Origin of the sequence: Micromonospora sp. NPDC051006 (assembly GCF_044456245.1) — a bacterium.
Taxonomy (GTDB): Bacteria; Actinomycetota; Actinomycetes; order Mycobacteriales; family Micromonosporaceae; genus Micromonospora.
Genome location: NZ_JBITFP010000029.1, coordinates 15,008 through 32,859, shown reverse-complemented (window position 1 = coordinate 32,859; position 17,852 = coordinate 15,008). Strand labels below are relative to the sequence as shown.

Here is a 17,852-nt window from a genome sequence, read left to right as displayed (position 1 = left end):
CGCGCCCCCGGCCCCCCCCCCCGCCCCCCCCCCCCCCCCCCCCCCCCCCCCCCCCCCCCCCCCCCCCCCCCCCCCCCCCCCCCCCCCCCCCCCCCCGGCTTGCATCCGGTACCCGGGTACGGGCTTACCGTCGGAGGATGACCCGGAACGACGAATGGGCGCCACCGGCGTGCACCCTGCCCACCGCGGAGCGTCCGGTGCGGCTCACCGAGTTCGACGACCTCTTCACCTTCGCGCTGCGCGAGCAACGCCGGCTGGCGCCCACCCGGCTGCGGTGGTGGCTCGACCCGGCGGCCGGTCCCACCGCCCGGGACCTGGCGGGCCGGGAGAGCAGCTGCTGCGCTTTCTTCTCCTTCACCGTCCGGCCGGTCGAGGGAGCGGTGCGGGTGGACGTCGCCGTGCCGGCGGCGTACGTCGACGTCCTCGACGCGCTCGCCGCCCGGGCGCTCAGCCGGATGCCCCGGTGAACGGCCTGCGCAGCGGCCAACTGGCCGAGGCCGCCGGGGTGAATCCGCAGACGCTGCGCTACTACGAACGTCGCGGCCTGCTCGCCGAGCCGCGGCGCACCCCGGGCGGGCACCGGCTCTATCCGACCGAGGCGATCACTCTGCTCCGGATGATCAGAGCGGCGCAGCGCCTCGGGTTCACCCTGGACGAGATCGCCGACCTGCTCGCCACCGGTCGCCGCCACCCCGGCCGGCGCCCCGATCTCGGTCTGCGCCCCCGCGCCGAGGCGAAGCTGGCCGAGGTGACGGCCCGGATCACCGATCTGCGGGACGTCGCCGACTCGCTGCGTGCCGCGCTGGCCGCCGGCTGCGAGGACCTGGCGGAGTGCGCCGCCCAGCCGGCCTGCCCGATCCCGTTCCCCACGTCGGCGTCGGGGCACGATGAGCGGCGGCCCACTGCGACGACGTCCGAGGCGGTCGCCCACCGGGCTCGACCCCGCGGGGCAACAACTGCCCGTACCTAGGCTGAGTGGCATGTCGAGCTGCGCCGAGAGGAGTCTCGCCATGCAGATGCCCTGTCCACCAGCCGATGCCCGGCCCGCGCGGGAGCGGGCTGTCCCACTGCGCAAACTCGCCCTGATCGGTGTGGCGCTCGCCGTCGGCATCGCCGCCGACCACGACCCCGCGCTGGCTACCCAGGCGCTCCTCGGCCTGGTCACCTTCACCGCCCTGGACCGGCTGGACGCCTCGATCCGCTGACTCCGCCGCCCGTCCACAGCGGTTTCGGCGGCCGGTGGGCCCGGACGGGGACGGCCGTCCGAATGTCCTTGTGCTCGCGGGTACGCCCGTCGCGTCCGCGGTCGCGATCGTCACCGACGAGCTGTCCTTGCCGGCCGGTCCGTGGTGCCGATGCCGGCCCGCACGGGCGGATGCGGGCGTCCGGTCGAGAGCTGGATACCGATCGGGATCGTCGCGTTCCCGGGCCCGCGTCCGGTGCTCCTGCCCCGGCGTCGTCCCGGCGGCGGTGCTGGACATCGTGCGCGATGCCGTCGGCAACGTACGAGGAGAGACGGAAGCTGCGACCCCGGGCGAGCCCCGGCCGGGCGCCGGCACCCGGCCGGCCCGACGTGTGCAGCGGCCCGCACTAGTCGGGTCGCTCCGGTGTCACGTCCGGCGTGCCGGTGACGCTCAAGGTCACGACGGTACCGACATCGGAGGTGTGGACCGTGACGTCCTGGCAGAGCTGCCGCACCAACCAGAGCCCCCGCCCGCCCAGGGTGTGCGGCGTCGGCAGCCGGGGCGTGACGTGCGCCGGGATCCCGCCGCCGCTGTCGCGGACCGTGACGGTGACCGCGCCCGGCCCGGGGGTGAGGGTGACGTCGGCGGCGCCACCACCGTGCTGGATGGCGTTGATCACGACTTCGTTCACCGCGATGGTGAACTGTTCCGCGTGTTCGGGCGTCAGGCCGGCACGCAGGGCCGCGCGCGTCACCCGGTGGCGGACGTCAGCCACGCCGTGCGGCGTGACACCGCGTATCGTCGCCGCAGCCGGATCCTCATCCGGCTGATCGGCTGATGTCACATCCACAACATCCTCACCGCCGGAGCCTAGCCGCCACCAGCTCTGCGCGCCCGAGTCGCCGCAGTTGCCGGTGCCCCACTATAAAGTCAGCACGACCGTCCGGTCCGGGGACGCGAGAGGAGGAGTTCGGCGTGCCGCTGTCATTGTCCAGCCACCGCACGGCCGACGCCGCCACGATTGCCGTGCGGGGCGAGGTCGACCTCTCCACCGCCGACGACCTGGAGCGCGCGGTCGCCGCCGCGGCGCAGGAGGACGCCCCCGCGATCATCATCGATCTCGGTGGGGTGACGTTCCTGGACTCCGCCGGGATAAACGCCCTGCTCAAGGGGCGGCGGCTGGCCGACGGACACGGCAAGCCCTACCACGTGACCGGCGCCCAGGGTATGGTCCGTCAACTCCTGCGGATGACCGGTGTGTGGGAGCATCTCGCCACGCCGGCCAGCCGGTAGTGGTCGCGGCATGGACGCCGTCCGCCGGGTCGAGGATGCGATGGTGATGAGCGGCGACGTCCCACGGGCCGGCAGCGAGGAGAAACTCCGCCGGCTACAGACCATCACCGATGCCGCGCTGTCCCAGCTGGGTGTGGAGGATCTGCTCGACGAACTGCTGGTGCGGACCCGTGACCTGCTCCGGGCCGACACCGCCGCGATCCTGCTCGTCGATCCCACCGGCACCGAGTTGGTCGCCACCGCCGCGAGCGGCCTCGAGCAGGAGGTGCGGCAGGGCGTCCGGCTGCCGGTCGGCCGCGGCTTCGCCGGCTCCGTCGCCGCCCGGGGCGAGCCGGTCATGCTCGACCACGTGGACCACACCAACGTCCTCAATCCGATCCTGGTGACCCGCGGTGTGGTCTCCGTCCTCGGCGTACCGATGCTCAACGGGACCCAGGTCATCGGGGTGCTGCACGTCGGCACGCTGACCCCGCGACGGTTCACCCAGGACGATGTCGAGTTGCTCCGACTGGTGGCGGACCGGGCCAGCCTCGCCACCCAGGCCCGGCTGTCGCGGCTGGACCGCGCCGCCGCGGTGGCCCTGCAGCGCAGCCTGCTACCGGCCCGACCGCAGGCGGTGCCGGGGCTGGACGTCGCCGCCCGCTACGTCCCCGGCGCCGCGGTCGGCGTGGGCGGTGACTGGTACGACCTCTTCGCGCTGCCGTCCGGGCAGATCGGCTTCGCCATCGGCGACGTCGCCGGCAACGGCCTGAGGGCCGCGGTGGTGATGGGCCGCATCCGCAGCGCCCTGCGCGCCTACGCGTTGGAGACCGACGATCCGGCCGACGTGCTCACCCGCCTCGACCGCAAGGTGCAGCTCTTCGAGCCCGACGTCATGGCCACCGCGCTCTACGCCGTCCTGGACCCGAGCACCGGCGACCTCACCCTCTCCAGCGCCGGACACCTGCCGCCGGTGCTCACCGAGCGCGACGAGCCCTCCCGGTTGATCGCCGTCGCCCCTGACCTGCCCCTCGGCGCGTACCGGAACGCCCCCCGGCACAGCACCCGCATCTCGCTGCCGCCCGGCAGCTGCCTCTTCCTCTACACCGACGGGCTCGTCGAGCGACGCACCCGCCCGCTCGACGACGGCGTCGAACTGCTCCGCGCGGCACTGACCTGCGCGCCCGCCGACACGATGTGCACCACGGCGATGGCGGCGCTGCTCGACGAGGCGGCGGCCGTCGACGACGTCGCGGTCCTCGCGGTACACCGCACCGAGGAGGGGTCGGCGGCCTGAGCGCCGGCGACGTCCCGGCCACGCGTCGCGGGCCGCGGTGACCGTTTGCCCTCCCGATAGGCGGGTAGACGCCGCTATTCCTCGCAGAGAAAGGCCGCGAAGGTGGAGAACAGCGAGTTCATCGACTCGGTGGCGAAGCGCCTGCGCACCTCGGCCGAGCAGGCGACCGCCATCACGCGTGCCACGCTCACCACGCTGGCCGAGCGGATCGAGGGGGGCGAGGCGAAGGACCTGGCCGCGCAGCTCCCCGAGGAGCTGAGCGGGTACGCGTACGGGCCACCCGGTGAGACCGGCCGGTTCAGCTTCAACTCCTTCATCTCGCAGGTGAGCGGGCGCGCCGAGGTGGACGCCGCGGCCGCCCGGGACGGGGTGCGGGCCGTCTTCGACATCCTCCGGGAGGCCCTCCCACCCGGCGCGTACGACGACATCGTCACCCAGTTGCCCCAGGAGTTCTGGCAGCTCACCGACTCGGCGGGCCGCTACGACAGGCGCGGCGGCGGCTGAGCGCCCGCACCCGGTGCTCAGATGGCGGTGGCCTGGGAGACCTTCCACTCGCCGTCGACCGGCACCAGGGTGAGCACCACCCGGTTCTGGTCGACCTTCTCCCCCGCCGTGCTCACGTTGCGGCGGTACTGGTTGAGGTAGACGAGCAACTCCACCCGATCGGTCTCCGCGCTGACCACCCCGGTGACGGAGACCTCGGCCAACACCACCGCCTGCTGCTTGCCGGCCGTCTCCTTCAGGGTCACCGTGGTCCGCGCGTACTCCTCGGCGAAGGCGCCGGTGGCGAAGGTCCGCCCGTTCGCCACGCTCTCGTCGAACGTCCGGTAGTCGTACGAGAAGATCGCCTTGGCGGCGGCCGGCGCGGTGGCCAGCGCCTGCCGTACAGCCGCGTCGCGCCGCTCGGCGGCCCGGTCGCCGTACCAGGCGAGACCGGCCGCGACGGCCGCGAGCAGCGTGGCAGCCACCAGCGCCGGCACCAGCCGGACGCGGCGGGGTCGCCGGGTGGCGCGCGCCGCACGGCCGCGGCGCAGGAGTGCGGGGATACGCATCGAGGACCTCCTCCGGTCAGCCGACGAACTGGAGCTTCGCCACGAGCCACGCGCCCGAGTCCCGGTCGCGCACCAGGTCCAGCTGGATCCGGTAGTGCGACGGACGGCCGTCTGGTGCCTTGACGTTGCGGACGGTGGCGTCGACGGCCACCAGCGCGACCGCCCGCCGCCGGTCGCCGGAGACCAGGCCGGCGCGCAGCACCGTGCCCTGCGAGTCGACCTTGTTCTCCACCACGGCGGTGCGGACCTGCGCCTGCCCCCGGGTGAACTCCTCCTTGAAGTCACCCGTCGCGCCCGCGGTGATCCGTTGCAGGTCGCGGTCGACGCTGGCCGCGCTGACCGAGACGAAGTTGACGCTGGCCTGCCGGGCGGCGGCCAGCGCGGCCTGCCGGGCCTGCTCCGTGGCCCGGGCGGTGTACCAGCGGTGCCCGTAGACGCCGGCGCCGGCCAGGGCGGCGGCGAGCAGCACCACCAGCAGACCGGCCAGGGCCCGGCGTCGCCCCGACCCGGCCGGCGCGTCGGCGTCGCGGGCCGGTTCCCCGGCACCGTCCGGTCCGTCGGCGGTCGCGCCGTCGGCGATCGCGCCGTCGGCGTCGGGGTCCGGTAGGTCTTCGACCTCGGCCGGATCCCCGACGACGGTCAGGTCCGCAACCTCCGTCGGGTCCTGCACGGGCTCCCGGTCCAGCCGCCCCAACACCTCCTCGATGCCGCCGGCCGGCGCGGGCAGCCGACGGGTGACCACCCGGCGCTGCGCCGGACCGCCGCTCTTCGCGCCCTTGATCACCCGGAGCGTCCGCTCCCTGCGGATCGGCATGCCGCCACCTTCCTCTCCGACGCCGGTCACGGCGTCACCCCGGCGAGCAACAGCTGCTTCCACGACTGCTCCCCCGCCGTGCGGTACTGCCCGCCGGTGCCACCGAACTGCAACGGCCGGCCGTCCGGGCCGAGCACCAGGCCTGTCGCCGGGTCGTATCCGCCCGGGGCGGCCGGTCCGCCCACGGGCGGCGGGGCCGGCTCCCGCCCGGACGGTCGTGGCGCGTTGCCGGCGCCGCGGACGTTTCCGCCGGCCGCCCGGTCCCGGTCGGTGCAGCGGGTGCCCCCGCCGGCGTACACACAGGACGGCGGGTCGTTGACGTTGAGCACCAGGCCGAAGTGGGCGGTACCGTCGCCCGGGGTGACGGTGAAGCCACCGGCCACCGCGATCGGGTAGACCACCAGCAGCTGCTCGATCCCGGGCAGTCGGCGGGCGGCGATGCCGTTGACGGTCACCAGGTTCCCGAGCAGCGTGCCGACGGTCGGATCCAGCCCGCGCAGCAGTGCCCGCAGCTCCGCACCCGCGGGCGGGCCGTCGGCGAGCAGCCGGCGCAGGTCCGGGTCGGCGTCGCGGACGGTCTCCGCCAGCGCCGCCAGCCCCGCCGACCAGCGCCGCAGCGCCTCGGCCGACTCGGCCTGGGTGCTCAGCACCGTACGCCCGTCGCGGATCAGCGCCAGCGTCTCCGGCTGCCGGGCGGTGGCGTCGGCGAGCAGCGCGTCGCCGGCGTCGAGGATCCGGGCCAGCGCCTGCTCGTTGCCCTCGAACGCGGCGCCCAGTTCGCTGATCAGCACGGTCAGGTCGTCCGGGTCCACCGACCGGACCAGCGCGTCCAGGTTGGTCAGCAACGTCTCCGGGGCGAGCGGCACGCCGGTGCGCTCGGCCGGGATCACCGCGCCGTCGGCGAGGTACGGTCCGCCGTCGCGTTCCGGCCGCAGGTCGACGTACTGCTCGCCGACCGCCGAGCGGTGCGTCACGACGGCCCGCAGCGCGCTCGGAACCCGTACCTCCCGGCGGATCCGCAGCTGCGCCCGGACGCCGTCGTCGCGCAGGTCCACGGCGGTGACCCGGCCGACCGGCACCCCGCGGTAGGTCACCGGCGCGTTGGCGAAGATGCCGCCGGCGCGGGCGAGGTCGAGGTGGACGAGGTAGCTGCCGCCGAGCAGCCGGTCGCCGAGCCTGACATAGCGGACGCCGACGTAGGAGATGCCCAGCAGGCTCACCACGACGAACGCGAGGACCTGGAGCTTGGCGGTACGTCCGATCACGGCAGCAGCCCTCCGCCCAGCACGTCCGTCAGGTCACCGATCAGCCCGGTCACCGCGCCGGTCACCGGCAGCACGCACGGCGCGGTGAGCACGGTGCCGGGCAGCAGCTCCGTGCCCGCCGGGAAGGCGGTGCCCGGTGGTACCAGTCCCTTGGGCAGGATCAACCCGCCGAGCGGCACCTTCGAGCCCGGCTTGAGCAGCTCGCAGCCCTTGGGTAGCAGGCAGTCCTTCGGCGGCTTCCAGGTCGCCGGGAAGTCCTTCAGGTCGGGCAGGCAGCGCAGCAGCGGCAGGTCGGACCCGGGCCGGCTGCCATCGTCGGGGTCGCGGCCCGGGCGGGGACGAGGGGTGCCGCCACCGGCGGGCGACCGTGCTCCGGGACCCGTCCCGCCCGCTCGCGCCGCCGGCCCGGCCGGCGTCGGCGCGGCGGCCACCAGGTTGGCCAGGATGCTGGCGGCGTCCAGGTCGGCGGTGACGGCCAGGTTGACGAAGTCGCCGACGATCGCGCCGGTGACGTTCGGCGGGAAGGGGAACGACAGCATGAAGTCCAGCGACTTCGGCAGGTTGTCGCCGGCCCGGGCCAGCTGCTCCAGGATCGGTTGCAGCGCCCGTACGCTGGCCAGGGTGTCGTCTCGGCTGCGGTTGACCACTGTGGCGCCGACCCTGCCCAGCTCGCCGAGCGCGGTCAGCGCCTCGGTCAGCTGGGTGCGCTGCTCGGCCAGCACGGTCAGGCCCGGGGCAAGGGAGTCGAGCGCCTCGCCGACCACCTGCCGCTGCCGGCTCAACCGGTCGCTGAGCCGGTCCAGCGCCTCGATGGCCCGGACCAGATCGGCCTTCTGCCGCTCCAGCCCGCCGACGAACGTGTCGAGCTGGCCCAACGCGTCACGGACGGCCGGTTCCCGCCCGTCGAGGGCCTGCCCGAGTTCGGTGGTGATGGTGCGCAACTGGGCCAGCCCGCCGCCGTTGAGCAGCAGGCCCAGCGCCGCCAGCACCTCCTCGACCTCGGCGCCGCGCCGGGTGCGGGACAGCGGGATGACGTCGCCGTCGCCGAGCCGGCCCGCGTCGGCTCCGGTGGCCGGCGCGGCCACGGTCACGTACTTCTCGCCGAGCAGGCTGCTCTGTCGGACGGCGGCGGTGGCGTTGGCCGGCAGCCGCACCCCCCGGTCGATGCGCAGCCGGACCCGCGCGGTCCACCCGGCGAGGGAGATCTTCTCGACGCTACCCACGGTCACGTCGTCGACCTTGACGGCGGCCTGCGGCACCAGGTCGAGCACGTCGGTGAACTCGGCGGTCACCGTGTAGCCGTCCCCGGCCGGGGCGCCGCCGGGCAGCGGCAGGTCGGCCAGCTCCGGCAGGCCGCACCCGGCGGGCAGCAGCAGTACGACGAGCGCGCCCGTCCACGCCCGCAACAGCCGGTTCCTCACGTCACGCCTCATGCGACACCTCGCAGGATGCCGCCGAGGGTGAGGTCGCGGGTGAGGTCGGGGCCGCCCGGCGCCCCGTCGGGGCCCGGTCCACCGGAGGAGGGGACCGGAGGCGTTACCGGTGGGGTGGGGCCCTTCGGGGCGCCGGGCGGCAGCTTGAGGAGCTTGCGGAGCTGGTCGGTCATCGGCAGGCCCCGCGCGTGCAGGGTCTGGGCGAGCGCCTTGCAGGTCTCGGGGACCTTGGCGCCGGGCAGTTGGTCCACGATCAGCGAGCAGACGAAGCCGGCCGGGTCGTACGGGCCCATGACGTTGTCGCGGGTGTCCAGGGTGCCCGAGCGCGGGTTGTACGCCAGGGCGAGGTTGTTCACCGTCAGCGGCGCCACGTCGAGGATGTCGATGACCGCCTTCTGCTGGCGCACGAGCACCCCGGTGATGTCGGCGAGAGCGGCGACGTTGCCGGTCAACTCGTCGCGGTTGCTCTGGACGAAGGCGGTGACGTCGGCGAGCGCGGCGGCGAGGTTGCGCAGCGCGGCGGCCAGCTCGTCGCGTTCCCCGGCGAGCTGCTCGGCGACGTCGGCGAGCTGCTGGGAGAAGCCGCGTACCTGCTGGTCGCTGCGGGCCAGCGCGGTGGTGAACCGTTGCAGGTTGGCCACCGAGCCGAACAGGTCCTGCCGGCCGTCGGCGAGCGTGTCGAGCGCCCGGGACAGGTCGGCCAGGGTGCCGTGCAGCTCGTCGCCGTTGCCCTCCAGGTTGGCCCGCCCGGTGGTCAACAGGTCGCTGAGCGCCCCGTCGGCGTTGGCGCCCTGTGGCCCGAGCGCCCGATTGAAGTCGTCGAGCGCCCGGTAGATGTCGTCGATCTCCATCGGTGCGGCGGTGCGCTCGGCGGGGATCTCGGCGCCGTCGCGGAGCGCGACCCCGCCGGCGAAGGCCGGGGCGAGCTGTACGTACCGGTCGCTGACCACGCTGGGTGGAATGATCAGCGCCTGGGCGTCGGCGGGGACGCTCACCCGCGGGTCGTAGCGCATGCTCACCCGGACCACCCGGCCCTGCGGGGTGACCGACTCCACCTCGCCGACCCGCACCCCGAGCACCCGGACGTCGGAGCCGGGATAGATTCCGACGGCCCGGGTGAAGTAGGCGACCACCCTCCGCTGCGGCGACTCCTGACGCCACAGCACCAGGCCGGCGGCGAGCGCGGTCAGCAGCACCGTGGCGGCGGCGACCGGGCGGCGCCAGCGTCGGATCGGGCCGGGCATCAGCGACCTCCCGTCGGCAGGTACGGCTGGAGCAGGCCGCTGAGGTACGAGTCGAACCAGCGGCCGTTGCCGACCACGTTGGCGAAGGCGGTGACGAACGGCGCCATCCGCTGGACGGTCTGCTCCAGCTCGTCGCGGTTGCGTTGCAGGACGGCGACCACGTCGCGCAGCTTGCGCAGCGCCGGTTCGAGCTGGGTGCGGTTGTCGGCGACCAGCCCGGACAACTCGGTGGCCAGCTCGTCGGTGCCGACCAGCAGCCGGTGGATGGCGTCTCGGCGGCGGCTCACCTCGGCCAGCAGCGCCTCGCCGTCGGCGACCAGCCGGCGGAACTCCTCGTCCCGGGTGGCGAGCACGTCGGTGACCTGCCGGGCCCGACCGAGCAGCGCCCGCAGCTCCGCGTCCCGCTCGGCCACCGTGCGGGACAGCCGGGAGAGCCCGACCAGGGAGGAGTTGACGCTGCCGGGGGTGTCGGCGAAGGTCTCGGAGAGCGTGGTGAAGGCCGTCGCGAGCTGGTCGGTGTCGACCTGGTCGAGGGTGTCGGCGAGCCCGGTGACCGCCTGCACCACGTCGAACGGCGCGGCGGTGCGCTCCAGCGGGATCTGCCCGTCCGCCGGCAGCCGGTCCGGTCCGGCCGGGGTCAGCGCGAGGTACTTCTGGCCGAGCACGGTCTTGATCCGGATGGTGGCGCCGGTGTCCCGGCCGAGGCGGACGCCGTCGTCGTCGACCCGGAACCGGACCCGCACGTACGGCTGCGGGCCGGTGGCCAGCTCGACCGCGGTGACCGCGCCGACCCGGACCCCGGCCACCCGTACCTCGTTGCCGACGACGAGGCCGCTCGCGTCGTGGAAGGCGGCCTGGTAGGAGCGGCCGGTGAGCGCGGCCAGCCGGTCGAGCTGGAAGGCGCCGAGCAGGACGGCGGCGATCACGGCCAGCCCGACCGCGCCGACGACGACCGGATTGCGTTCCCGGAAAGGTTTCATCGGCTTCCTCCGGTGGCGCAGCGCGCGGCCGGGGCACTGAGGGTCGCCGGGTTGAGCGGGGCGTGGCCGGCGACCGCCACCCGTCCGTCGAAGTCGCAGAGGTAGAAGTTGAACCAGGAGCCGTAGGAGGCGACCCGGGTCAGCGACTCGTACCGCTCCGGCAGCCGGCCGAGCGTGCCGTCGATGACGGCGGCGTTGCGGTCGAGGGTGCCGGCGAGGTCGCCGAGCGCGCGGACGTCGGCGGCGAGCGGCGGGCGCGCCTCGTGCAGCAGCCCGGCTGTCACGTCGGTGAGTTCGCCGAGGTTGACCAGCGCGTCGCCGATGGCGGTGCGGTCGGCGGCGAGGCCGGAGACGAACTGCTGCATCTGGGTGATCGTCCGGTCGAGTTCGGCGTCCCGGCCGGCCAGCGTGGCCAGCACCTGGTTGAGGTTGGTGATCACCCGGCCGATGACGGCGTCCCGGTCGGCCAGGGTGTTGGTCAGCGACGCGGTCCGTTGCAGCAGGCTGCTGACGGTGCCGCCCTCGCCCTGGAACACCTGGATGATCTCGTAGGCGAGGGTGTTGACGTCCGCCGGGCTCAGCGCGGTGAACAGCGGCCGGAAGCCGTTGAACAGGGTGGTGAGATCCAGCGCCGGGGTGGTCTGGGCGAGCGGGATCAGCCCGTCCGCGCGCAGCGGACGGCCGTCCCCCGGCCCCTCGGTCAACGCCAGGTACCGCTGGCCGACGAGGTTCCGGTAGCGGATGGTGGCCCGCACGCCGGTGGCGACCGGCAGGTCGGCGGTGACCGTGAAGGACACCTCGGCGACGGTGTCGTCGACCACCCGGATGTCGCGCACCGTGCCGACCCGGACGCCGGCGACCCGGACGTCGTCGCCGGGGAGCAGCCCGGTGACGTCGGTGAACCGGGCCCGGTAGTCGACCCCGCCGGGCGGGAAGGCGCCGAGGGTCTGGGCGAGCAGCGCGGTGAGCAGCACCGTCACGGCGGCGAAGATCAGCAGCTTGACGAGTGGGACCACGGTCTTCCCGGTCATCGGGCGTTCACCACCCCACCGCGCAGCAGTGGCCCCCAGAGCAGGACCGCGATGTCCGGAACCTCCGCCGGCAGGGTGCCGGTGAGCGCGCCGACGAGCGGCTTGACCAGGGCGCGCTCCTCGCCGGTGCCGGCCTGGCCCATCTCCGGGGAGGCGCCGTCGCCGGCGGGGACGGCGGCCCCGGCCGGGCCGGCGGGCTGCTTGCCGGGCACGCCGACCGGCAGCAGCGGGCGCGGACGGGCGCCGGAGTAGTCGTAGCCGTCGTTGACCGGGTGCTCGGGGGCCGGGACCTTCGGGTGCGGCAGGCCGTAGCACTGTGGACCGTTGCGCGCGCCGTACACCGGCTCGTCCCGGCCCGGCTGGTACGGCCCGCCGTCCCGGGTGACCTCCAGGGTGATGTGCATCCGTCCCCCGGCGAAGACCTCCTCGACCCGGGGTTGCAGGGCGACCAGGCCGTCGACCAGGCACGGGTATTCGGGGGCGTAGGTGGCGAGCAGCTCCAGCACCGGCCGGCTGACCGCGCCGAGCCGGATGAGCTGGTCGCCGTGCCGGTCGAGGAAGCCCGTGGCGACCTCGGCGGTGCCGGTGGTGTCGGCGAGGAAGGCGGCGAGCTGGGTCCGCTGGTCGGTGACGGTGCGGGCGGTGACGCTGACGTCGCGCAGCAGGGCGAGCAGGTCGGGCAGCGCCGCGTCGTAGCTGTCCAGCACGGTCGCGAGCTTCCGGACGTCCTCGGCGATGGTGGGCATCGCCGCGTTGAGCTGCCGCAGGTAGGCCCCGAGCCGTTCGATGTTCGCGCCGAGCTGCTCGCCGCGCCCCTCCAGCGCGGCGGCGAGCGCGCCGAGGGTCGCAGCGAGCTGGTCGGGTCGGATCGACTGGAGCAGCGGCAGCGCCTCGTCGAGCACCCGCTCCAGCTCGACGGCCGTGCTGCTGCGGTCCTGGTCGATGACGGCGCCGTCGCGGATCGGCGCGGCGGCGCCGCCGGCGGGCGGGACCAGCTCGACGTAGCGTTCACCGAAGAGCGTCTTGGGCAGCAGGCGGGCGGTGACGTCGGCGGGGATCCGGCCGAGGGTGGCCGGGTCGAGCGCCAACCGCAGCACCGCGCCGTCGCCTCCGCTGCGCACCGAGCGCACCTCGCCGACCAGCACGCCGCGTACCTTGACGTCGGCGCCGTCGCCGAGCTGCAACCCGGCGCGGTCGGCGTGCAGGGTGACCCAGGCGACCGGGGTGAACGCCTTCCGGTAGTGCAGCACGGACGCGGTCAGCGCCGCCGTCAGCGCGGCGACGAAGACGATGCCGAGGATGCGATGTCTCATGCTCACCCCGCGATCCGGACGGTGGTGGTCGCGCCCCAGATGGCCAGGGACAGGAAGAAGTCGACGATGTTGACCGCGACGATCGCCAACCGGACGGCCCGCCCGACGGCGACGCCCACCCCGGCCGGCCCGCCGCTGGCGGTGTAGCCGTACCAGCAGTGCACCAGCACCACGATCACGCTGAACACCAGCACCTTGCCGAAGGACCAGAGCACGTCGCCCGGCGGCAGGAAGAGGTGGAAGTAGTAGTCGTAGGTGCCCGCCGACTGTCCGAAGTAGAAGACCGCGATGGTGCGGGTCGCGAGGTAGCTGGCGAGCAGGCCCACCACGTACAGCGGGATGACCGCGATGAAACCGGCGATCATCCGGGTGGTGACCAGGAACGGCAGCGACGGCACCCCCATCACCTCGAGCGCGTCGACCTCCTCGGAGATCCGCATCGCGCCGAGCTGCGCGGTGAACCCGCAGCCCACGGTCGCCGAGAGGGCCAGCGCGGCGACCAGCGGCGAGATCTCCCGGGTGTTGAAGTACGCCGAGACGAAGCCGGTGAAGGCGCTGCTGCCGATCTGGTTGAGCGCCTGGTAGCCCTGCAGTCCCACCTCGGTGCCGGTGAAGAAGGTGAGGAAGCAGATCACCCCGACCGTGCCGCCGAGCACGGCGAGCGCGCCGGTGCCGAAGCTGATCTCGGCGAGCAGGCGGACCACCTCACGCCGGTAGCGGCGCAGCGTACGCGGCGTCCAGGCGAACGCGCGCAGGTAGAAGGCGAGCTGACCGCCCAGGTCGTCGAGGAGTCGCAGCACCGCCACGTCAGCTTCCCTTCTGCGGTACGACCTGGAAGTACACGGCCGTGACGATGAAGTTCAGCGCGAAGAGGAGCATGAAGGTGATCACCACGCTCTGGTTGACCGCGTCGCCGACCCCCTTCGGGCCGCCCTTCGCGTTCATCCCCTGGTACGAGGCGACCAGCGCCGCGGTGGCGCCGAACAGCAGCGCCTTGACCTCGCCGACCAGCAGGTCGGGCAGCTGCCCGAGCGCCTGGAAGCTGGCCAGGTACGCACCCGGCGTACCGCCCTGCAACACCACGTTGAAGGTGTAGCCGCCGACCACGCCGACCACGCTGACCAGCCCGTTGAGCAGCACCGCCACCAGCATCGAGGCGAGCACCCGGGGCACCACCAGGCGCTGGATCGGGTCGATGCCGAGGACCTGCATCGCGTCCAGCTCCTCGCGGATCTTCCGCGAGCCGAGGTCGGCGCAGATGGCGGACCCGCCGGCCCCGGCGATGATCAGCGCGGTGACGATCGGGCCGGCCTCCCGGACGACCGCGAGCACCGACGCCGCCCCGGTGAACGACTGCGCGCCGAGCTGGCGGACCAGCGAGCCGAGCTGGAGCGCGATGACCGCGCCGAACGGGATCGACACCAGCGCGGCGGGCAGGATGGAGACCGAGCTGATGAACCAGGCCTGCTGGACGAACTCCCGGACCTGCACCGGCCGGCGGCCGAGCGCCCGCAGCGTGTCCAGGCAGAACGCGAAGAACTCGCCGGACCGGCGTACCGCGCTGACCGGGGCGCTCACCGGGTACCGCCCTTGTCGGCCAGCTCGGCGGGGCTCCGGTCCGGCTCCGTCGACGGAGCCTCGGCACCGGCGAAGGAGCCCGGCGGTGGGGTGACCCCCTGCTCACGGCACCACTGTCCCGCCGGGCGCTCGGCCCGCCGGGGCCGGCCGTCCGACGGCGGTAGCTGGAGCGGGATGGGCGGCAGCGGGGGCAGTTCGACGCCCGCCTGCGCCTCCGCCGCCAACTCCTCGGCGTCCTTCTCCTCGGCCATCCCGATCGGGCCGACCCGCTGGGCGTTCAGGAACTGCCGGACCACCGGCTCCGTGCTGGAGAGCAGCATCTCCCGCGGGCCGAACATGGCCAGGTGACCGTGGTAGATCAGGCCGATGTTGTCCGGCACCGTCCGGGCGGTGTTGATGTCGTGCGTGACGATCAGGAACGTCGCGTCGGTGCGCTGGTTGAGGTCGATGATGAGCTGGTTCAGGTACGCGGTGCGCACCGGGTCCAGCCCCGAGTCGGGCTCGTCGAAGAGGATGATCTGCGGGTCGAGCACGAGCGCCCGGGCCAGCCCGGCACGCTTGCGCATGCCACCGGAGATCTCGCCGGGCAGCTTCCGTTCGGCGCCGACCAGGCCGACCATGTCCAGCTTCTCGCCGACCACCGCCCGGATCTCCGCCTCGGTCTTGCGGGTGTGCTCGCGCAGCGGGAAGGCGACGTTGTCGTAGATGGTCATCGAGCCGAAGAGGGCGCCGTCCTGGAACAGCACGCCGAAGAGCTTGCGTACCTCGTACAGCGCGCGTTCGGAGAGCCGGGGCAGGTCACGGCCCTCGATGACGATCGAGCCACGGTCCGGGCGGAGCAACCCGACCAGGGTCTTGAGGAACACCGACTTGCCGGTGCCGGAAGGACCGAGCAGCACCGAGATCTCGCCGGCCGGCAGGGTGAGGCTGATGTCGGACCAGACCGGCTGCCCGCCGAAGGACTTCGTCAAGCCGCGCACGGCCACCTCGACACCCACGGTCCCCTCCCCTCTCGTCGGCTCCCGGTTGCTCTCGTTACTGGGGACATCGCGCCGGAGCGTCCGAATGCAACACACTTCTTTGGGGCACAGTCAGGTGACGCAGAGTGAGCTAGGCAAATCGGCGGCCGGCTCGATAGCGTGCCGTTAACCGGCCGGTAACGAAGGTGCCCCGCGACGCGATGACGACCACGATCGAGCCCCAGCTCGTCCGCCGGGCCGCCCAGGGCGACCGGACGGCCACCGCGATGCTGCTCGCCGACGTCCGCCCCGGGCTGGTCCGCTACTGCCGGGCCCGGCTCGGCCGGATCGGCGGCGCGTACACCACGGCCGACGACGTCGCCCAGGAGATCTGCATAGCCGTGCTGCACGCCCTGCCCCGCTACCGCGAGCAGGGCGTCCCGTTCTCCGCCTTCGTCTACGCCATCGCCGGGCACAAGGTGGCCGACGCGCAGCGGGCCGCGGTCCGGGCGGCCTCGCTGACCGCCACCGACCCACCTCCGGAGACCCCCGACGCGGAGCCGGGCCCGGAGCAGCGGGCGGTCGCCACCGACCTGGCCCGCCGGTTGTCGGGCCTGCTGGAGCGCCTGCCGGAGGCGCAACGGGAGATCGTCGTGCTCCGGGTGGCGGTTGGTCTCTCCGCCGACGAGGTCGGCGCCATCGTCGGCCTGTCCGCCGCCGCCGTCCGGGTGGCCCAGTCCCGTGCGCTGGCCCGGCTCCGTACCCTGGCCGGCGACTCACTGGACGAGGTGGCGGCATGACGGAGCAGACCCGGGCCGGCGGTGACGAGCTGGACCTGGCCACGATCGCCCGGGACGACCAGCTCCTCGACGCGCTGAGCCGGGGCGAGCCCGGGCCGGCCGGTGACGACGTCGCGGCGCTGCTGGCCGCCTGGCGGAGCGATGTCGACGGCGACCGTGAGCAGCGGCTGATCCGGGCGGGCGGGGAGGCCCGACCTCCGGTCCCGGCCGCCGGACCGCCGCCCGTCACCCGGGGCGCGCTGCGCCTCGCCGCCGCCGTCGTCACGCTTCTCGTGATCGCGACGGGGCTCGGGGTGGGCAGCCGCCACGCCGGCCCGACCAGCCCGCTCTGGTCGCTGACCCGGGTGCTCTACCCCGAACAGGCACAGGTACGCGGCGTCGAGGACAGCATCGCCCGGGCTCGCGACGCGGTCGCGGCGGGCCAGTTGGACGAGGCGCGGCACCTCATCGAGCAGGCCCACCGGGAACTCGCCGGGGTGACCGATCCGGCCGTGGTCGCACGGCTGCGCGCCGAGCTCGACGCGCTGGACCGCGAACTGCTCGCCGCGCTGCCGGCTCCGCCGCCCGCGCCGGTCCCCTCGGCCGGCGCTCCGACGCCCCGCCCCTCGACCGCCGTCCCCAGGCCGAGCGACAGCGGCGCGCCGACGCCGTCCGCGCCCGGGCCGGCGCCCTCGTCGGGCGGTCCGGGCCTGCCCGGGCTGCTCCCCCTGCCACCGTTGCCACTGCCCACATCGGACCCGGACAGCGACCCGCCGACCCTGCCGCTGCCCTCGCTGCCCGTGCTGCCGCTGCCCACCGGCATCCCGCTCGGCTGAAGTGGCCGGTGCGCGGGCCCGTCGGGCTTGTCAGGAAGATTCGCGTTCGCGGATGATGTGACCGGCACCACTGTTGCCGTACCTTCAGGGGGGAGGTGGGGATGGCAGCCACTCAGGCACCTGTCGCACACCGCGCCATGGACGGCCGGCGCTTCCTGCTCAGCGGCTCACTCGACTTCAGCGCGCCGTTCACCTCGGTGGTCGAACTGACCGTCGCCGGCCGCCCGCACGAGTTCACGGCCGGCTCGGTCGGCCTCGTCGACGACCTCGCAGCGGCGCTGGGCGCCACCGACTTCGACGAGGTGCTCAGCTACCAGGGCGGCACCCTGATGACGACCCGGGTGCGGTCGCACGACGCCCAGATCCGGCTCGACGAGGATCGGCTGGTGGCGGCGTGGCGCGGACGGCGCTACTGCTTCCTCACCCAGATCTACGGCGCCACCACGAACGATCTGCTCGCGATGCTGCGGACGCTGCGGATCGTCGAGCACGACGACGGTCTCGTCGTGCAGCCCAACGCCCGGGCCGGCAGCCGGTTCGCGGCGGCGGCAGCCGTGATCAAGGAGGTGCCCGGCCTCGGCCTGCTCGACATGACGCCGCTCACCGCCGAGCGCACCCGACAGTTGCCGACGTGGCGCGGGTTGGCCACCGGGGCCGGCGAACTCTTCCGGGACACCCTCTCCGACGGCCGGCCATACTTCGTCCTCGCCGCGACGGACACCTGGGTGACCGTGCTACCGCTGGCCGACACGACGGTCGACCAGGTGCCGGAGCTGGTGGGCCGGCTACGTGTGCAGACGGCCAGGTGAGGCGCC

21 protein-coding genes are annotated in these 17,852 nt (G+C 73.9%); 9 read left to right on the top strand and 12 right to left on the bottom strand.

Annotated elements, in window-relative coordinates; translation table 11 throughout:
* Nucleotides 1–137 precede the first annotated feature (137 nt).
* The 3 genes from ACIBBA_RS29955 to ACIBBA_RS29945 are packed head-to-tail and all read left to right on the top strand — an operon-like array spanning nucleotide 138 to nucleotide 1,205.
* Nucleotides 138–467, top strand: a complete 330-nt coding sequence (locus ACIBBA_RS29955; protein WP_396701694.1) for a hypothetical protein — start codon at nucleotides 138–140, stop codon at nucleotides 465–467.
* A complete protein-coding gene (locus ACIBBA_RS29950; protein WP_396701692.1) occupies nucleotides 464–970 on the top strand; it encodes a MerR family transcriptional regulator in 507 nt (168 codons plus the stop codon). The genes ACIBBA_RS29955 and ACIBBA_RS29950 overlap by 4 nt, the downstream gene beginning before the upstream one ends.
* A gap of 40 nt (nucleotides 971–1,010) precedes the next feature.
* On the top strand, nucleotides 1,011–1,205 hold the full coding sequence (locus ACIBBA_RS29945; RefSeq protein ID WP_396701691.1) for a hypothetical protein: 195 nt from the start codon (nucleotides 1,011–1,013) through the stop codon (nucleotides 1,203–1,205).
* 385 nt (nucleotides 1,206–1,590) lie between these two features.
* Here ACIBBA_RS29945 and ACIBBA_RS29940 read toward each other — a convergent pair whose 3' ends face one another.
* Nucleotides 1,591–1,959 (bottom strand): ATP-binding protein, encoded by a 369-nt coding sequence (locus tag ACIBBA_RS29940; RefSeq protein WP_396701689.1) that lies wholly within the window; start codon nucleotides 1,957–1,959, stop codon nucleotides 1,591–1,593.
* A gap of 200 nt (nucleotides 1,960–2,159) precedes the next feature.
* On the opposite strand from ACIBBA_RS29940, the gene ACIBBA_RS29935 reads away from it, so the two are divergent.
* The 3 genes from ACIBBA_RS29935 (at nucleotide 2,160) to ACIBBA_RS29925 (ending at nucleotide 4,257) form a co-directional block, all read left to right on the top strand.
* A complete protein-coding gene (locus tag ACIBBA_RS29935; RefSeq protein WP_396701687.1) occupies nucleotides 2,160–2,477 on the top strand; it encodes an STAS domain-containing protein in 318 nt (105 codons plus the stop codon).
* 10 nt (nucleotides 2,478–2,487) lie between these two features.
* Nucleotides 2,488–3,753 (top strand): PP2C family protein-serine/threonine phosphatase, encoded by a 1,266-nt coding sequence (locus ACIBBA_RS29930; RefSeq protein ID WP_396701685.1) that lies wholly within the window; start codon nucleotides 2,488–2,490, stop codon nucleotides 3,751–3,753.
* 102 nt (nucleotides 3,754–3,855) lie between these two features.
* A complete protein-coding gene (locus ACIBBA_RS29925; RefSeq protein ID WP_396701683.1) occupies nucleotides 3,856–4,257 on the top strand; it encodes a DUF2267 domain-containing protein in 402 nt (133 codons plus the stop codon).
* Nucleotides 4,258–4,274: 17 nt separating this feature from the next.
* Here ACIBBA_RS29925 and ACIBBA_RS29920 read toward each other — a convergent pair whose 3' ends face one another.
* From ACIBBA_RS29920 to ACIBBA_RS29870, 11 genes are read right to left on the bottom strand one after another with little or no spacing between them, the layout of a single operon-like run.
* The gene (locus tag ACIBBA_RS29920) at nucleotides 4,275–4,805 is read right to left on the bottom strand and encodes a hypothetical protein (protein ID WP_396701681.1); all 531 of its coding nucleotides are present in this window, start codon (nucleotides 4,803–4,805) and stop codon (nucleotides 4,275–4,277) included.
* Nucleotides 4,806–4,821: 16 nt separating this feature from the next.
* Nucleotides 4,822–5,619, bottom strand: coding sequence for a hypothetical protein (locus ACIBBA_RS29915; RefSeq protein WP_396701679.1), 798 nt, complete (start codon nucleotides 5,617–5,619; stop codon nucleotides 4,822–4,824).
* A 26-nt stretch (nucleotides 5,620–5,645) separates the two neighbouring features.
* Complete coding sequence (locus ACIBBA_RS29910; RefSeq protein ID WP_396701677.1) at nucleotides 5,646–6,884, bottom strand: MCE family protein; 1,239 nt, start codon at nucleotides 6,882–6,884, stop codon at nucleotides 5,646–5,648.
* Nucleotides 6,881–8,317, bottom strand: a complete 1,437-nt coding sequence (locus ACIBBA_RS29905; RefSeq protein WP_396701675.1) for an MCE family protein — start codon at nucleotides 8,315–8,317, stop codon at nucleotides 6,881–6,883. The genes ACIBBA_RS29910 and ACIBBA_RS29905 overlap by 4 nt, the downstream gene beginning before the upstream one ends.
* On the bottom strand, nucleotides 8,314–9,561 hold the full coding sequence (locus tag ACIBBA_RS29900; RefSeq protein WP_396701673.1) for an MCE family protein: 1,248 nt from the start codon (nucleotides 9,559–9,561) through the stop codon (nucleotides 8,314–8,316). Before ACIBBA_RS29900 ends, ACIBBA_RS29905 begins: the two co-directional genes overlap by 4 nt.
* Complete coding sequence (locus ACIBBA_RS29895; RefSeq protein WP_396701671.1) at nucleotides 9,561–10,541, bottom strand: MCE family protein; 981 nt, start codon at nucleotides 10,539–10,541, stop codon at nucleotides 9,561–9,563. Before ACIBBA_RS29895 ends, ACIBBA_RS29900 begins: the two co-directional genes overlap by 1 nt.
* The gene (locus ACIBBA_RS29890) at nucleotides 10,538–11,572 is read right to left on the bottom strand and encodes an MCE family protein (RefSeq protein ID WP_396701669.1); all 1,035 of its coding nucleotides are present in this window, start codon (nucleotides 11,570–11,572) and stop codon (nucleotides 10,538–10,540) included. Before ACIBBA_RS29890 ends, ACIBBA_RS29895 begins: the two co-directional genes overlap by 4 nt.
* The gene (locus ACIBBA_RS29885; protein WP_396701667.1) at nucleotides 11,569–12,885 is read right to left on the bottom strand and encodes an MCE family protein; all 1,317 of its coding nucleotides are present in this window, start codon (nucleotides 12,883–12,885) and stop codon (nucleotides 11,569–11,571) included. Before ACIBBA_RS29885 ends, ACIBBA_RS29890 begins: the two co-directional genes overlap by 4 nt.
* A gap of 2 nt (nucleotides 12,886–12,887) precedes the next feature.
* On the bottom strand, nucleotides 12,888–13,691 hold the full coding sequence (locus tag ACIBBA_RS29880) for an MlaE family ABC transporter permease (protein ID WP_396701665.1): 804 nt from the start codon (nucleotides 13,689–13,691) through the stop codon (nucleotides 12,888–12,890).
* Nucleotide 13,692: 1 nt separating this feature from the next.
* Nucleotides 13,693–14,463, bottom strand: coding sequence for an ABC transporter permease (locus ACIBBA_RS29875; RefSeq protein WP_350873196.1), 771 nt, complete (start codon nucleotides 14,461–14,463; stop codon nucleotides 13,693–13,695).
* A complete protein-coding gene (locus ACIBBA_RS29870; RefSeq protein WP_396701663.1) occupies nucleotides 14,460–15,461 on the bottom strand; it encodes an ABC transporter ATP-binding protein in 1,002 nt (333 codons plus the stop codon). Before ACIBBA_RS29870 ends, ACIBBA_RS29875 begins: the two co-directional genes overlap by 4 nt.
* A gap of 182 nt (nucleotides 15,462–15,643) precedes the next feature.
* On the opposite strand from ACIBBA_RS29870, the gene shbA reads away from it, so the two are divergent.
* From shbA to ACIBBA_RS29855, 3 genes are all read left to right on the top strand, one after another.
* Nucleotides 15,644–16,222: an RNA polymerase sigma factor ShbA gene (gene shbA, locus ACIBBA_RS29865; RefSeq protein WP_350873198.1), complete on the top strand. Its 579-nt coding sequence runs from the start codon at nucleotides 15,644–15,646 to the stop codon at nucleotides 16,220–16,222.
* A complete protein-coding gene (locus ACIBBA_RS29860) occupies nucleotides 16,219–17,037 on the top strand; it encodes an anti-sigma-D factor RsdA (protein ID WP_396701661.1) in 819 nt (272 codons plus the stop codon). Before shbA ends, ACIBBA_RS29860 begins: the two co-directional genes overlap by 4 nt.
* 101 nt (nucleotides 17,038–17,138) lie before the next feature.
* Nucleotides 17,139–17,846 (top strand): hypothetical protein, encoded by a 708-nt coding sequence (locus tag ACIBBA_RS29855; RefSeq protein ID WP_396701659.1) that lies wholly within the window; start codon nucleotides 17,139–17,141, stop codon nucleotides 17,844–17,846.
* The last annotated feature ends 6 nt before the right edge of the window (nucleotides 17,847–17,852 follow it).